Source organism: uncultured Methylobacterium sp. (assembly GCF_964242245.1).
GTDB lineage: Bacteria > Pseudomonadota > Alphaproteobacteria > Rhizobiales > Beijerinckiaceae > Methylobacterium.
Genome location: NZ_CAXTBY010000028.1, coordinates 1 through 14,499, shown reverse-complemented (window position 1 = coordinate 14,499; position 14,499 = coordinate 1). Strand labels below are relative to the sequence as shown.

Genomic DNA, 14,499 nt, shown 5'->3' with positions numbered 1-14,499 from the left:
TCCGGCCGGATCACCGGTGTGCAGCGGACATGGCTGGCTCGCGACGGGTCCGCAAGGCGCCCCTCGCGATGCGGCGCCTGACGATGGGTAACCTGCTCGGGCACGGCGTGCGCTTCGGGACGCCGGACGGAGTGCTCACGGGCGGACGAGGGCATCGAGACCATGCTGGCGATGCGCTCGGCCCTGCCGAGCCTGCCCTGCGTCGCAGCGCTCTCGGGCCACCCATCTCGCCGCGCTGCCGCCGCCGGAGGGGCTGCGCCACCTCTACATCGCCCAGGACGCCGATCCGGCAGGGCTGCGTGCCGCCGAGCGCCTCACTGGCCATGCCGAGACGAAAGGCATCGACGTCTGGCCGCTCGTGCCGATTCGCGGCGACTTCAACGACGACCTCGTCACTGAGAGCGTTTCATCCCTGCCCGTCCGCCTTCTGAGCCAGCTCGCCCCGACCGACCCCTTCCGCTTCGCCGACCCGCGATAGCGAGACCGAGCTAATGGGTTTCCTCGACGCGCTCAGCGTCGAGCTCGCGCCGTTCACCGAGCCCCGCATCCACTATGGCGCCCATGTCCCATCAGCGTTTCGGCAGGAGCGTCGATCCGAAAGCGCGGTTGAGCCTCAGTCATCGCGCAACTTATGACTTGGCCCAGGGGCTAAGCTCACTTGACTCGAAAATCTAAGTTCACACAAGCTTTATTCACTTCGCACAGGACGGGCTATGATCTCAGAGAATAGATCGAGTACTATGAAAAACTGAAGAATGTCATCTTTCTTGGTAGCGCTCGAATCAGCATTCCGCTAAGTGTCATCCAGATGACCCTCTCGTTCCGCCTCCTTTCGCGCGAGGCTCAATAGGCGGCGTCGGCCCTGCGAATTTGATATGCGATCCCATAGAAGCAGCAGTTCGAGCCGCTCGGCTTCCTCGCCGACCAAGCTGCTTTGATAGAAAGACTCGATCGGCCTTCCGAGTGCATCGGCGATACGCCGCAGATTAGCCATACCTCTTTCTTTGCTCGAAGGATCTAGATCCATCACTGCCTCATGATGCGCAGATGATCGCGCCGCCTGGACTACCGCCCATCATCGCGGCAAGCTAAGCTTCCATGCTCGAGCCCGAAGTTTCGCGTGTGCTGAGCACGGCCCAGAATGTCAGGCTCCCGAGGATCGTCAGGAACAGCGAGACCGGCCACGTCGAGCCGCCGCTCCAGCCCACGCATGCCGCCGCGATCACGGGCGTCAGGCCCCCGCCGATCGCCGCACCGACCTGAAACCCGAGTGATATGCCACTGTAGCGCACCCGTGTGCCGAACAATTCCGGCATGAAGCTCGCGTGGAGCGCGAACACCATGCCTTGCGCCAAGCAAACCCCTAAGACGATCGTTCCAAGGACAATCGTTGGATCACGAGAGTCCAGCAGCCAGAATAGAGGAAATGCGAAGACGATACCGAACCCGGTTCCTATGAGGTAAATCGAGCGCCTCCCGAACTTATCTGACAGCCAACCCGACAACGGCATCACGAAGAGCTCGACGAAGGTCGCCAACGTCACGGCATCGAGCACGAAGGACTTCGCCATACCGAGTTGCGTCGTAAGGTAGGACACGGCGAACACGGTCAGGATGCCGACCCAGGCCACCTCGGTCACCTTGAGCCCGATCGCGATCACGGTCTCTCGGCGGAAGGCCGTCAACGCCTCGAGGATCGGCGTCCGCGCGGTCGCGCCGGTCCGCTGCAGGCCCTTGAACACCGGTGTCTCGTCGAGCCGGGTCCGGATGAAGAGGCCGACGAGAACCAGCAGGATGCTCGCGAGGAAGGGAAGGCGCCAACCCCAGCGGAGGAACTCGGCTTCCGGCAAGCGCGTGGCGAGCGCGAACACACCGGTGGCGACGAGGCGACCGATCGGGTTGCCGAGTTGGACGAAGCTCCCGAAAAGCCCTCGCCGCGCCGCGGGCGCGGTCTCCGCGACCATCAGGACCGCGCCGCCCCACTCGCCTCCCAATCCGATCGCCTGAACGAGGCGGAGCAGCACGAGGCAGATGGGCGAGAGGATGCCGGCCTGCTCATAGGTCGGCAGCAGGCCGACGAGAAACGTGCCGGCGCCCATGAGGAGCAGCGAAAGGACCAGCATCGAACGCCGGCCTATACGATCTCCGTAATGGCCGAAGATGAGGCCGCCGAGAGGCCGAGCGAGATATCCGACCGCGTAGACGCTAAAGGCGGCGAGCGTGCTGGTAAGCGGATCCGTAGCAGGAAAGAACAGCTTCCCGAACACGAGCGCCGCAGCGGTGCCATAGACGAAGAAATCGTACCACTCCACGACCGTGCCGAACGCGCTCGCCACCACCACCCGGGTGCTGGGCGCGGACCGGGTCGACGCCTTGAGCCCTGAGGTCGCCTCGGTAGGCAGGACTCGGCCCACGGCCTGGGAAGGCTCCGCCATCACATCCTCCATGGTTTGAGGGTGATCGAGGCCGGCGCGACCTCGATTGGTCGTGGACCGCGTTCTCAGCCGAGAACGGCGTCGTCGACGCGCAGAACGCGGCGGCTGTAGTAGGCGAAGGTCGCCGCGATCGCCTTCGGCTTCAGGCGATAGTCGTGAGCCTCCTGCGCCAGCGCGGGATCAACGGGCAGGATGGTGCCTGCCGACATCGCGAGCAGCTGGAGCTTGGCAGCGCGCTCCATGAACATACCGAGGATCGTGGCCTCCTCGACGCTCTCACACGCGGCCAGTTGCCCGTGGTGCGCGAGCAGGATTGCCCGCTTGTCGCCGAGAGCCTCCGAGATGATGCGGCCTTCCTCGTCGCCGATGGGCGTCCCGGGCCATTCCCGGAGCCAAGCGCAATCCTCGTGGAACAGCGTCGTGTCCATGTGCGAGACGGCGAGCGGCACGCCGATCATCGACAGGGCCGAGATGTGGGGCGGGTGCGTGTGCATGATCGAGGCGACATGCGGCCGCGCCCGGTAGATCCAGAGATGGAAGCGGTTGGAAGGATTGGGCATGCCCTCGCCCTCGAGGACGTTGAGATCGTTGTCGACGAGTAGAAGGTTATCGGTCGTGATCTCGTCGAAACCCAGCCCGAAGCGCAGCATCAGGTAGGTGCCGGGACGTTCGCCGCGCGCCGTCGCCTGACCGGCCAAACCCGAATCGTGACCCTCCGCCGCGAGGATGCGGCAGGCCAGCGCCAGCTTCTGCCGTGTGGACCACTCCGGCAGCGTGAAGTGCCGATCCATCCGCTCGGTGGTTTGCTGGTGGTAGGTGTCCTTGTCGCGCACGATCACATTCATGGCGGTTCCCCTCGGCAGAGACAGCAAGAACACCACGAATGACACAACGTGTCATGCAAGAATATTGGTCAACGGCCTGCCTATTTCGGCGCCGCGCCGCTCAAGTGGTGACGACGACGAGTGCTTCGGCGATCGCGGGTCCCAGCGACCGGGAGCGGTGCGGAAGGTGTGCATCGAAATAAGCGCAGTCGCCAACGTACAGAATATTACTTTCTGATCCGTACTCGAGTTCGATGGCCCCTGAGATCACGAAGATCATCTCTTGCCCTGCATGCTCAAAGCGCCGATCATCCTGAAATGCGAGGGGCGGCCGCATGATGTATGGCTCCATATTCTTGAAGCGCTTGTTGCCGGCCAGCAGTTCGTAGTCGTAGCCGGAGGCACTGCCGCTGCGCATGAACGACGGGCGCTCGCTTTGTCGAACGATCGAAATGGCGTCCGAGTACTGGTTCTCTCCGAGCAATTGTCCGACGCTGAGATCGAAGCTGCCTGCGAGGCGCATGGCCGTGGAGATGGATGGGACGGAGAGCCCGCGCTCCACCTTCGACAAGTAGCTCTTGGTCAGTCCGGTCGTCTGCGCGAGTTGATCGAGGGTGAGGCCGCGCTGACGACGCAGGAAGGCGATGCGTGCGGCGAGTGTCGTCCGGGGCTCCTGCACGGCTCCTGCGCTTTGCGGCTGCGGCATCGGGAGGCTACCTGCGAGGACGAAAGGATCGATTTCGACGGGAAGGTGCAGGATGTGAGCCCGATGCGTCTCTCAATCTGCTGCACGTCTGCCACCCGGGCCGAGCAGGCCCCGAAGATAGAGCGGCGCCCAGGCCCGGCGGGTCTTGCGCCCCATCACGGACAGGCAGGGGGCCAGCCACGCATCAAGATCCCGGGTTTGGTCCCGACCCTGCGCCATCGTCAGGAAACAACACATCAGCCATGCTTGCCCAATCCCCGATGAGGTCGCGCGGGGAACGGCGGCACGAACGGGACGGAAGCCCGCCGACAGAGGCAGCGCAGGTGCCCTGCCAGCACTGGCCTCGCATCGACCCGCATCCAGGATCTGGTGGAGAAATATTTATTCGCGGTGAGCAATAGGAAAAAGTTTCCTTCGCTTACCCGGACGTCTGCCGGTCAACCCAACGCACGCACTCGCGGATCACAGGGCATGACCTTCCGCGCACCCTCGTTCGGTTTGGATCATGTCGGGATAAAAATAGCCTGAATCTCCGGAAAATGAGGACGATGATCTTGAATTTTGGTTATATTAAAAATTCTCTTTCATTGATCTTATCTGTTGCAAACAGCGACTGTGGTGTATTCAGATCAAAGATCTTTCCGACGAAGTGGACGCCGGTTCGTCGTCAGAGCGCGTGACCAAGCTAAGGACTGAGAGCCGTGCCCGATCCAACGGGATCGGGCACGGCTCTAAAGAACGGTCGCGTGGTTGCCGATCGGTTCCGGTCCAGCACCTCTTATCATCGCAAGGCTTCCGCAATGACACGACCGAGACTCGTCGGCTTGAGCGCGAACGTGCAGCGGCCCTCCAAGACGCGCACCCTCGTCGACGCCGTGCTGCGCGAGGCTTGCAGCCGGGCGCCGTTCGAGGGGCGCATCTTCGACTTCGTCGACGCCGGCCCCGGTCTCGGCGCGGCCTGGACGCGCGACCAGCTCCCGCTGCCCGCCCGGCGAGTGCTCGATGCGATCGAGGAGGCGGACGGGCTCGTCGTCGGCTCGCCGGTGTACAAGGGCGGCTATACCGGGCTGTTCAAGCACCTGTTCGATCTCGTCGATCCGGGCGCGCTGGCGGGCAAGCCCGTGGCCATCGTCGCCACCGGCGGCGGGGCGCGCCACGCGCTGGTCGTCGAGCACGGCTTCCGCCCGCTCTTCGGCTTCTTCGGCGCGCTGCAGGTCCCCACCGCCGTCTACGCCTCCGACATCGACTTCAGCGACGGCGCGCTGAGCGATGCCGGCGTGCGCGCGCGTGCCGCCGAGGCAGGCGGACAGCTCGCGTCTCTGCTCGCGCACCGCGCGGCGGTGGCGGCCGAGCCGATCCCTCTCGAGGCGGCCGAGTGATGCGCACGATCCTCGACCGGCGCACCCTGCTGGCCGCGGCGCTCGCCGCCGTCCCGACGCTGCGCGGCGCCCGCGCGGCCGATGCCGGCGTGCTGCGCATCGGCTACCAGAAGAACGGCATCCTGGTCGTCGCCAAGCAGCAGGGGGTGATCGAGAAGCGCTTGGAAGCGCTCGGCCACGGCGTGCGCTGGGTCGAGTTCTCGTTCGGCCCGCCGCTGCTGGAGGCGCTGTCGCTCGACGGGATCGACTTCGGGCAGACCGGCGACGCCCCGCCGATCTTCGCGCAGGCCGCGCGCTCCAGCCTCGTCTACGCGGCGGCGCAGGAGGCCGGCGGCTCGGGCTCGGGGATCCTGCTGCCGAAGGACTCCGCCCTCCGGACGCTCGCCGACCTGAAGGGCAGGCGCGTCGCCTTCGCCAAGGCGTCGAGCGCGCACAACCTCACGGTTGCAGCCCTGGAGAAGGCGGGGCTGACCTATGCCGACATCGAGCCGGTGACGCTGGCCCCGGCCGACGCGGCGGCCGCCTTCGCCCGCGGCAGCATCGACGCCTGGACGATCTGGGACCCCTACTTCGCGATCGGGGAGGCCGGGGACGGGGTGCGCGTGCTCGCCACCGCCGCCGACATCGCCCGGCAGAACAACTTCTTCCTGGCGAGCCGGTCGTTCGCCGAGACCCGCGCCGCGGTGCTCGCCGAGACGATCGACGCGCTCACCGGCGTGGCGACGTGGTGCACGCAGCACCGCGGCGAGGTCGCCACGCTCCTGTCGCAGGGCACCGGCGTGCCGCTGGCCGCGACGCGGCGGGCGGTCGACCGCACCGACTACGTCATCGGACCGATGAACGCGCGCGTCGCCGCCGAGCAGCAGGCCATCGCCGACCGCTTCCACGCCCTGAAGCTGATCCCCAAGCCGATCCGCGTGGCCGACGCGGTCTGGACCGCACCCCCTCGCAACGGCTGAGCCCCATGACCGACCGACCTGTCCATCGCCCGCTTGCGGCGTCGCTGCGGCTCACCCGCCGCGTCCCGCCGAGCCGCCGCGCGCTGCTCTCGGCCGGGCTCGGGCTCGCCACCGCCTTCGCCCTGCGCCCGGCGCGGGCCGCCGGCGTAACCGTGCGGATCGGCTACCAGAAATACGGCTCGCTGGTGCTGCTCAAGGGCCGGGGCAACCTGGAGCGCACCTTGAAGGCCCTCGGCATCGAACTCGCGTGGTCCGAGTTCCCGTCGGGGCCGCCGCTGATGGAGGCCCTGAACGCCAGCGCGATCGATTTCGGTTCGGCCGGCGAGGCGCCGCCGATCTTCGCGCAGGCCGCGAGTTCCGACCTGCGCTACGTCGGCGCCGAGCCGCCGGCCCCGCGCGGCGAGGCGGTCCTGGTGCCGAAGGACAGCCCGATCCGGAACGTGGCCGACCTGCGCGGCCGGACCATAGCCCTCAACAAGGGCTCGAACGTCCATTTCCTGCTCGTCCGCGCGCTGGAGAAGGCCGGCGTGCCCTACGATGCCGTGAAGCTCGCCTTCCTCGGGCCGGCCGATGCCAACGCCGCCTTCGTGCGCGGTTCCGTCGATGCCTGGGCGATCTGGGACCCGTATCTGGCCGCCGCCGAACGCGCCACCGGCGCCCGCGTGCTGGCGGATGGCGACGGCGTGGTGCCCAACCGCCAGTTCTACCTGTCGCGGCGGGCCTTCACCGACGCCAATCCGGAGATCGTCTCCGCCGTGCTGACGGCGGTCGGCGAGGTCGATGCGTGGGCCGCAAGCAACACCGATGCGGTGGCGAGCGAGCTCGCACCCTCGGTCGGCATCCCGGCGCCGGTGCTCGCGGTGGCGCTCGCGCGGCTCTCCTACGGGGTCGCACCCCTCGATGCGCGGACGGTCGCCGACCAGCAGCAGGTCGCCGACGCCTTCCACGGACTCGGCCTCCTGCCGAAACCCATTCGCGTGGCCGATGCGGTCTGGGCATGGCCCGACCATCGGCCCGATCGCAAGGCGGAGATCCGATGAGACCCCACATGACGCTCGATCGCATCCGGGGTGCGGCCGTGCCCTGGCTGCTGCCGGCCGTGATCCTCGCCGGCTGGCAGGCCGCGGTCTCGGCCGGCCTCGTCTCGAACCGCTTCATGCCGGCTCCCCTCGACGTGGTGCGGGCCGGATGGGAAGCCGGGCGCACCGGCGAGCTGTGGACGAATCTCGGGGTCAGCACCCTGCGCGCGCTCGCGGGCTTCGCGGTCGGCGGTGGCATCGGCTTCGGGCTCGGGCTCGCCAACGGCCTGTCGCGCCTGTCCGAGCGGCTGACCGACACCTCGGTGCAGATGGTGCGCAACGTGCCCCACCTGTCGCTGATCCCCCTGGTGATCCTGTGGTTCGGCATCGGCGAGGAGGCCAAGCTCTTCCTCGTGGCGCTCGGCGTGTTCTTCCCGATCTACGCCAACACGCTGCACGGCATCCGCTCGGTCGATCCGACCTTGGTCGAGATGGGCCGTGTCTACGGCATGTCGAATGCGGAGCTGTTCCGCCGCGTGGTGCTGCCCGGCGCGCTGCCCTCGATCTTCGTTGGCCTGCGCTACGCGCTCGGCATCATGTGGCTGACGCTGATCGTCGCCGAGACGATCTCGGCCTCGTCCGGCCTCGGCTACATGGCGATGCAGGCGCGCGAGTTCATGCTCGTCGACGTCGTGGTGCTGGCCATCCTGATCTACGCAGGCCTCGGCAAGCTCGCCGACGCGCTGACGCGCCAGTTGGAGCGCACCTGCCTCGCCTGGAACCCCGCCTACAGGAGCGCCTGATGCTGCTCGACGCCGTTTCTCCCGACGTGACGCCCGGTCTGTGCCGCAGCGAAGCGCCGGTCGCCGCCCGTGCGATGGCGCCGTCCGCCGCCGTGCCCCGCGGCATCGGTGTGACGGTGCGCGATCTCCATAAAAGCTTTGACGGCAACACCGTCATCGACGGGCTAGACCTCTACCTGCCGCCCGGCGGGTTCACGGCGGTGGTCGGCCGCTCCGGCTGCGGCAAGAGCACCCTCCTGCGCCTCATCCTCGGGCTGGAAGCGCCCACGGGCGGCCGGATCGCCCTACAGGGGCCGGAGGCGGGTTCGCGTTGCGCGGAGCCTCTGAAACGCATCATGTTCCAGGAGCCGCGCCTGTTGCCCTGGGCCCGCGTCGTCGACAACGTCGCCGTCGGCCTCTCCGGGCATGGCTCCCGGGCCGAGCGCCGGGAGCGGGCGCTCGCAGCCCTCGCCGAGGTCGGGCTCACCGACAAGGCGGGTCAGTGGCCGGCAACCCTCTCCGGCGGCCAGCGCCAGCGGGTCGCGCTGGCCCGGGCGCTGGTGAGCTGGCCGGGCCTGCTGGCGCTGGACGAACCGCTGGGCGCGCTCGACGCGCTCACCCGCATCGGCATGCAGGACCTGATCGAGCGGATCTGGCGGGCGCAGGGCTTCACCGCGCTCCTCGTCACCCACGACGTCGGCGAGGCGGTGGCGCTCGCCGACCGCATCCTCGTCATCGACGAGGGCCGCGTCAGTCTCGACCTCCGGGTCGACGTGCCGCGCCCGCGCCGCCGCGGCGACCCGGACCTCGCGGCCCTCGAAGGTCGCATCCTCGAACACCTGCTCGGCGCGCCCCAGGCCGCCTGAGCCGCGATGGAGATCCCATGACCGCATCGAACGACGGGCGCGCCGACGTCCTCTGGTTCCTGCCGACCCACGGCGACGGGCGCTATCTTGGCGCCTCGGAGGGCGCGCGCGAGGTCTCGCTGTCCTACCTCCGCCAGATCGCGCAGGGGGCTGACGATCTCGGCTATTACGGCGTGCTGCTGCCGACCGGGCGCTCCTGCGAGGATTCCTGGGTGATCGCCTCGGCGCTGGCCCCCCTGACGCGACGCCTGCGCTTCCTCGTGGCCGTCCGGCCCGGGCTGCAGGAGCCCTCCGTCGCCGCGCGCATGGCCGCGACCCTGGACCGGATCTCGGACGGGCGCCTGCTGATCAACGTCGTCACCGGCGGCGACCCGGTGGAGCTGGCGGGCGACGGCGTGTTCCTCGCCCACGACGAGCGCTACGCCGTCACCGACGAGTTCCTGCACATCTGGCGCGGCCTGCTCTCGGGCGAGACGGTGACGTATCGGGGCAGGCACCTGCGCACCGAGAACGGCCGGGTGATCTTCCCGCCGGTTCAGAAGCCCTACCCGCCGCTGTACTTCGGCGGCTCCTCGCCCGCCGGCATCGCGGTCGCGGCCGAGCACTGCGACGTGTATCTCACCTGGGGCGAGCCCCCCGCCCAGGTCGCCGAGAAGATTTCTTCCGCACGACGGGCGGCGGAAGAACGTGGAAGAAGATTCTCCTACGGCATCCGCCTGCACGTGATCGTGCGCGAGAGCGAAGGCGAGGCCTGGGAGGCGGCCGAGCGGCTCATCTCGAAGCTCGACGACGCCACCATCGCGAAGGCACAGGCGACGCTGAAGCGGCAGGATTCAGTCGGCCAGAGCCGGATGATGGCGCTCCACGGCGGCAATCGCGAAAACCTCGTGGTCTCGCAAAACCTCTGGGCCGGCGTCGGCCTCGTGCGCGGTGGTGCGGGCACCGCGCTGGTCGGCTCGGCCGATCAGGTCGCCGACCGGATGAAGGAATACATCGATCTCGGCATCGACCGCTTCATCCTCTCCGGCTACCCGCACCTGGAGGAGGCCTACCGCTTCGCCGAGCTGGTCTTCCCGAGGCTGCCGTTACGCGCCACGACGGGCCGCGCAGGCGGCACGGCGCGCAACGACGGCCCCTTCGGCGAGATCATCGCCAACGACCTCGTGCCGGCCCGCCGCGTCGGCGCAAATGGATAGGCGTATGTCCGACCCGTTATGATGAACAACCACTCGGTCATAGCATTGTCCGCCATTGGCCATATCGAAATGAAACGCTAAAACAGGTCATCGTATATGTCCAAGACAGATCAAAACGGCTGAACGCGTTGGTGTTTGATCCCGCGGTGTGGTGACACGGTTGCTCATCATGCCGCGAGGGCTGCGCTCTGGGCCAAGTTCTTCACGGAAGCGCCACCACAACGGAGGCAATCCGTCGCGCGATACAGTTACGTGAAGAGAGTGTGAGGGCGCTGGCAAGAGGGAGGCGACGCAGTTCCTCCGAGACTTCATCGAGGCGGTCTCTGACTGCCTCCACACCGGGCTCACCGACCATGGCACTCCGTGCGCGGCCTCACCCCCGCCGAGTTCATCCTCAACGCCTGGACGAAAGAGCCCAATCGGTTCAGGTTCAATCCGTCACACCTCATCCCGGGACCATACACGTCGGTCCGCGTGCCACCATCGTAGATCTCGGCCAGCGCCGGGAGCCACCGGCTCTGCCCCGCAATCCCGGCTCGCCTTGGCCGCACGCCGAACATCGTCGGCCGTCAGATCCTCGCACAGCAACACCGCAGCCGACGTGTCAAACCCTGCCAAGTTGCAGGATCGAAGCGGATCGAGCACCTATGCGGAACCCCGGAGTCGACCTCACTCCCGTTTGGCATTAGAGGTGTCCTCCTGCATCTCTTCGTGGATGCCTCCAACCATGCTGGCCGCCTCAGGATTCTGCGCGGCCTTACGCCCGCTGAGTTCATCCTTCAAGCCTGGACGCACGAGCCCGAACGCTTCAGGCTCAATCCGTCATGTCTCTTCCCAGGACCATACAGATGCGCAGCGATCCCGACGCTCTTAGGCCTCGACGAACAGGCCGCAATAGCCTGACCATCCGGGCATCTGCCTTAGTTGTGGCAGAAGGATTGCAAGGCAATCGGTTAGCATTTATATCTTTACCATAGGCTACATTGATATAGGACATCTAGTCAAGTGGCCAGATTTTATATATTATGAAAAATGTAAATCATCCACCCAAGCATCGATGGCTATTATGACTGAAAATTCTGATATCCAGTCTAATTCAGAGTCTAATAAGAGGATTTTCATTGTTGACCCGGCATGCGTTCTACCCTTTGGCCATGCCATCACTGCACTTAATCATTTTCGAGAATACTGCAAAGATTTCTATGACGAGGTCATTTGCATAGCATCATTGAAATTAGACCAAGAAATTTCCGCATCTAACAATTTTGAACGCCGATTTCATTATCTTTATAACGAGTCAATTCCTATTATGAGCAGATTTAGTTTTGAGAAATATATCTGTTCGTTACCATTTTATAAAAAAGACGCAGCAGATCCATTTGAGTCAATTTCTACCTCGGACGCTGCTAATATAATATATGATTATAGCATTGGCCGCGGGGACACGATATTTTTCCCTGGTGCCGATTACTATGGATTATATGGGTTTATTTCTGCTGTAATTGATATAGAGGTCTCCAGACGCCCCCGTATCTTGATAAGATTTATAGGTGTTCTAGAGGGAGCGTCACCATTTAAGAATGATGCATTATCACATATACTAAAAATGATAAACAAAGCAGTGAAACAAGGAGTTGACATTCGGCTTTCGGCTGAAACTCCGATCTATTCCAATTACATTTCTCAACATACAGAAATCTTCACCTACGTGACACCGTATCCAGAAACCTCAAGACAACTGCCAATTCACGAGAAAGAATATTTTACTATACTATGCGCTGGCTCTGCAAGAATCGACAAAGGGTTCAACCATCTATTTGACATCATGAAAAGCATTATCAATGCGAATTCCAGGAAAAAATTCCGGCTTGTTACACAGACTCTCCCCTATGCTGGTAATGAGCAGTGGGACTCTTATACGTCGCAGCTTTATGCTCTCAAAGGAGTAGAATTGCTTGAGCCTGTCATTTCAGATAGCAAAATGAGAAGCCTTTATCATCAATGCGATATAGTGCTTCTACCATATGCGGTTGATGTCTATAAGTATAGAGGATCTGCTGTAATGATGGAAGCCGCAAGCATTGGAAGGTTGTGCGTTACGCTTAGTGGTTCAGCATTTGCCCAGCAAGTGAACTACTATAATTTGGGTGACGTTGTTGATTCCATATCCGAAATACCTCGTGCCGTGTTAAGCCTCGCAGACTACGATGCCACAACGATGGCTAACAGGATAGTTCAAGCGCGACAGCGTTTCTATCTAGATGTCAAGGCTGCATATAGCGCTTGGTTCAAGTAGCGAGATGACAATGAGAAATCTACTATATGTCGGCCACAAATTTCATACGTTGACAAGATCAACAAGATTTCTTGTTGATTTGCTGGAGAATTATTTTAAAGTCACTATTATAAATGTTGATCCGTCCAGCTTAGAATCTTGGCTTGTGGATCTAGATTTTGAAACAATAGACATTGTTGTTGTTTTTCAATTAGACTTTTTAGCTCCTGTATTTCTAGCTAGAGGAGTACCAACAATAGTCATTCCTATGTTTGACGGTTCGGAAAATATGCCCCCGTCACATTGGGAGATGTTGAATGAGGCGCGTATTATATCATTTTCCCGTCGTCTTCATTCAAAGATGAAGAGATGTCAAAGTCAGTCATTATTAGTTAGATATTTCCCAGAAGTCCCACCTACAATTAACAGAAGTTGGCGGGAAATGAACGGCTTTCTCTGGGAAAGACGCCCGGATCACGGCATTGATGCGAACTTGGTAAGGAGAGTTTTTGACGAACAACTCGGAACGTTACATATCCATAGAGCTCCTGACGATAAGACGCTTACGTCTAATCTAACCAATCCCTTTAAATCTACGGTCGTAACACATTCCTTTTGGCTGGAAAGCAAGGAGGATATGTTGCAGTTGCTAAGGGAATGCAACATATACTTTGCACCGCGATTAAGCGAAGGGATTGGGATGGGATTTTTAGAAGCAATGGCACTTGGGATGGTGGTAGTTGCGCCCAATACAAGCACTCACGATGAATATATAGTTAATTGGCATAGTGGAATATTATATCCTATTGACATATCTTCCCCTCCTCATGTCGATGTCAAGATCGCTAAACGACTTGGGGATAATGCAAGGGACTTTATTTTCGAAGGGCGAAAGCAATGGGAGGATAAGAAGTATGAAATTGTTCAGTGGATAGAAGAGACCCCAAAACCGGTATTTGATTTTGACGAATGTCTAGTGTTTTGTGATCAATTGCCATTGGCCTACTCTGCGGGATTTAGTAACTACATCTCACATATTCGTCGAAATAATAAGTTGGTGAAAAAAATGTCGCCGAAGTTGAATTCATGGCGAGAAAGCTTCGCGAAATCGGAGCTTAGCAGTGATGAAGTTCTGTCAGCTACCAATGTCTTAGACCAACTGATGCTTCAATTCGGAACGAAATCAACCAGGAGTTTCCTGGTGTCTGGATGGTCTAATGATGAAGATGGCTACGTTTGGATTAATGGAACATCCGCAACGATTAGATTCATTGCTGGAGACATACTATCAAAATGTGATAGCCTCACGATTAATTGCCATTCTATATTTCTTGAGTCTGAGCAAACACTAGCGATCGTTATAAATGGCGTCCTGGCCAAAGTTTCCAAAATTCAGAACACCGATACAAGCGTATTCGTTTCTCTTCCAGAAGGCATGCTTCAAATCAAGAATGAAATAAAACTGTATGCATCGGAGTTTTCCTACGCATCCGGAGATAGTCGGAAACTCAGTATTGCTGTTCATTCTATAATATTTGACATGTAATATGCTGACTAGATACCTTAAAATAGCAGAAAGATTTTAGTTTTGGGTCGATCTGAAGCGAGCCACTTTGTCGCCTCGGTCTAATGGATCGGATCTGACACTTGGTGCCCGCGCTTAGCGGCCTGGATGATGTGATTCGGGTCGGCGGTCCAAACGAAGGGATTGGGGTCGCCGTTGGTTTCGGCGACGAAGCGCTTGATGGCCGCCTGCACCTCGATCAGCGATCCGAACGCGCCGCGTCTCAGGCGTCGTTTTGCGAGCTTGGCGAAGAAACCCTCGACGGCGTTGAGCCAGAACGCAGATGTCGGGGTGACGTGGAAGGTCCAACGCAGGTGGCGGTCGAGCCAGGCGCGCACCTTTGGGTGCTTGTGCACGGCGTACTTGACGTCGATGCGGCCTCACGACCGGCCCGCACGCGCTGGTGGTCTCGGCCGGAAGGTCGGCGTGCCGCCGACGACCGCAGCAGGTGCAGGGCTCGGGACGATGGCCGGGTCAGCCAAGTAGAAGAGGCT

The 14,499-nt window shown here is 61.7% G+C and carries 11 protein-coding genes and 5 pseudogenes; 11 read left to right on the top strand and 5 right to left on the bottom strand.

Annotation, left to right across the window (positions count from 1 at the left end; all coding sequences use genetic code 11):
* Positions 1-229: 229 nt before the first annotated feature.
* A pseudogene (locus tag ACFE8Y_RS08920) lies at positions 230-478 on the top strand (toprim domain-containing protein); the annotation flags it as partial.
* Between the two features lie 610 nt (positions 479-1,088).
* On the opposite strand, the gene ACFE8Y_RS08915 reads toward ACFE8Y_RS08920, so the two are convergent.
* The 4 genes and pseudogenes from ACFE8Y_RS08915 to ACFE8Y_RS08900 form a co-directional block, all read right to left on the bottom strand.
* Positions 1,089-2,435: an MFS transporter gene (locus tag ACFE8Y_RS08915; protein WP_375464033.1), complete on the bottom strand. Its 1,347-nt coding sequence runs from the start codon at positions 2,433-2,435 to the stop codon at positions 1,089-1,091.
* Positions 2,436-2,500: 65 nt separating this feature from the next.
* Entirely contained in the window at positions 2,501-3,325 is an 825-nt protein-coding gene (locus tag ACFE8Y_RS08910) for an aldolase (protein ID WP_375464032.1), read from the bottom strand.
* Positions 3,326-3,380: 55 nt separating this feature from the next.
* A complete protein-coding gene (locus ACFE8Y_RS08905; RefSeq protein ID WP_375464031.1) occupies positions 3,381-3,965 on the bottom strand; it encodes a helix-turn-helix domain-containing protein in 585 nt (194 codons plus the stop codon).
* A gap of 81 nt (positions 3,966-4,046) precedes the next feature.
* Positions 4,047-4,184 (bottom strand): annotated as a pseudogene (locus ACFE8Y_RS08900) (IS701 family transposase); the annotation flags it as partial.
* Positions 4,185-4,765: 581 nt separating this feature from the next.
* On the opposite strand from ACFE8Y_RS08900, the gene msuE reads away from it, so the two are divergent.
* The 10 genes and pseudogenes from msuE (at position 4,766) to ACFE8Y_RS08850 (ending at position 13,987) form a co-directional block, all read left to right on the top strand.
* Complete coding sequence (msuE, locus tag ACFE8Y_RS08895; RefSeq protein WP_375464030.1) at positions 4,766-5,344, top strand: FMN reductase; 579 nt, start codon at positions 4,766-4,768, stop codon at positions 5,342-5,344.
* Entirely contained in the window at positions 5,344-6,303 is a 960-nt protein-coding gene (locus ACFE8Y_RS08890) for an aliphatic sulfonate ABC transporter substrate-binding protein (protein WP_375464029.1), read from the top strand. The genes msuE and ACFE8Y_RS08890 overlap by 1 nt, the downstream gene beginning before the upstream one ends.
* A 5-nt stretch (positions 6,304-6,308) precedes the next feature.
* Positions 6,309-7,343: a sulfonate ABC transporter substrate-binding protein gene (locus tag ACFE8Y_RS08885; protein ID WP_375464028.1), complete on the top strand. Its 1,035-nt coding sequence runs from the start codon at positions 6,309-6,311 to the stop codon at positions 7,341-7,343.
* Positions 7,340-8,125 carry an aliphatic sulfonate ABC transporter permease SsuC gene (ssuC, locus tag ACFE8Y_RS08880; RefSeq protein ID WP_375464027.1) on the top strand — a complete coding sequence of 262 codons (786 nt, stop codon included), beginning with the start codon at positions 7,340-7,342 and terminating at the stop codon, positions 8,123-8,125. The genes ACFE8Y_RS08885 and ssuC overlap by 4 nt, the downstream gene beginning before the upstream one ends.
* A complete protein-coding gene (locus tag ACFE8Y_RS08875; protein ID WP_375464026.1) occupies positions 8,125-8,970 on the top strand; it encodes an ATP-binding cassette domain-containing protein in 846 nt (281 codons plus the stop codon). Before ssuC ends, ACFE8Y_RS08875 begins: the two co-directional genes overlap by 1 nt.
* Positions 8,971-8,987: 17 nt before the next feature.
* Positions 8,988-10,166, top strand: a complete 1,179-nt coding sequence (gene ssuD / locus ACFE8Y_RS08870; protein WP_375464025.1) for an FMNH2-dependent alkanesulfonate monooxygenase — start codon at positions 8,988-8,990, stop codon at positions 10,164-10,166.
* Positions 10,167-10,422: 256 nt separating this feature from the next.
* Positions 10,423-10,525, top strand: a pseudogene (locus tag ACFE8Y_RS08865) (IS481 family transposase); the annotation flags it as partial.
* Between the two features lie 340 nt (positions 10,526-10,865).
* Positions 10,866-11,069 (top strand): annotated as a pseudogene (locus tag ACFE8Y_RS08860) (hypothetical protein); the annotation flags it as partial.
* A gap of 163 nt (positions 11,070-11,232) precedes the next feature.
* Complete coding sequence (locus tag ACFE8Y_RS08855) at positions 11,233-12,462, top strand: glycosyltransferase (protein ID WP_375464024.1); 1,230 nt, start codon at positions 11,233-11,235, stop codon at positions 12,460-12,462.
* Between the two features lie 10 nt (positions 12,463-12,472).
* Positions 12,473-13,987 carry a glycosyltransferase gene (locus tag ACFE8Y_RS08850; protein WP_375464023.1) on the top strand — a complete coding sequence of 505 codons (1,515 nt, stop codon included), beginning with the start codon at positions 12,473-12,475 and terminating at the stop codon, positions 13,985-13,987.
* 80 nt (positions 13,988-14,067) lie between these two features.
* Here ACFE8Y_RS08850 and ACFE8Y_RS08845 read toward each other — a convergent pair.
* Positions 14,068-14,367 (bottom strand): annotated as a pseudogene (locus ACFE8Y_RS08845) (IS630 family transposase); the annotation flags it as partial.
* Positions 14,368-14,499 lie beyond the last annotated feature (132 nt).

Excerpts from the sequence above, each read along its gene's own strand:
- ACFE8Y_RS08915 (WP_375464033.1), bottom strand. The coding sequence starts at position 2,435 with ATGGCGGAGCCTTCCCAGGCCGTGGGCCGAGTCCTGCCTACCGAGGCG.
- ACFE8Y_RS08905 (WP_375464031.1), bottom strand. The coding sequence starts at position 3,965 with ATGCCGCAGCCGCAAAGCGCAGGAGCCGTGCAGGAGCCCCGGACGACA.
- msuE (WP_375464030.1), top strand. The coding sequence starts at position 4,766 with ATGACACGACCGAGACTCGTCGGCTTGAGCGCGAACGTGCAGCGGCCC.
- ACFE8Y_RS08890 (WP_375464029.1), top strand. The coding sequence starts at position 5,344 with ATGCGCACGATCCTCGACCGGCGCACCCTGCTGGCCGCGGCGCTCGCC.
- ACFE8Y_RS08885 (WP_375464028.1), top strand. The coding sequence starts at position 6,309 with ATGACCGACCGACCTGTCCATCGCCCGCTTGCGGCGTCGCTGCGGCTC.
- ssuC (WP_375464027.1), top strand. The coding sequence starts at position 7,340 with ATGAGACCCCACATGACGCTCGATCGCATCCGGGGTGCGGCCGTGCCC.
- ACFE8Y_RS08875 (WP_375464026.1), top strand. The coding sequence starts at position 8,125 with ATGCTGCTCGACGCCGTTTCTCCCGACGTGACGCCCGGTCTGTGCCGC.
- ssuD (WP_375464025.1), top strand. The coding sequence starts at position 8,988 with ATGACCGCATCGAACGACGGGCGCGCCGACGTCCTCTGGTTCCTGCCG.
- ACFE8Y_RS08855 (WP_375464024.1), top strand. The coding sequence starts at position 11,233 with ATGACTGAAAATTCTGATATCCAGTCTAATTCAGAGTCTAATAAGAGG.
- ACFE8Y_RS08850 (WP_375464023.1), top strand. The coding sequence starts at position 12,473 with ATGAGAAATCTACTATATGTCGGCCACAAATTTCATACGTTGACAAGA.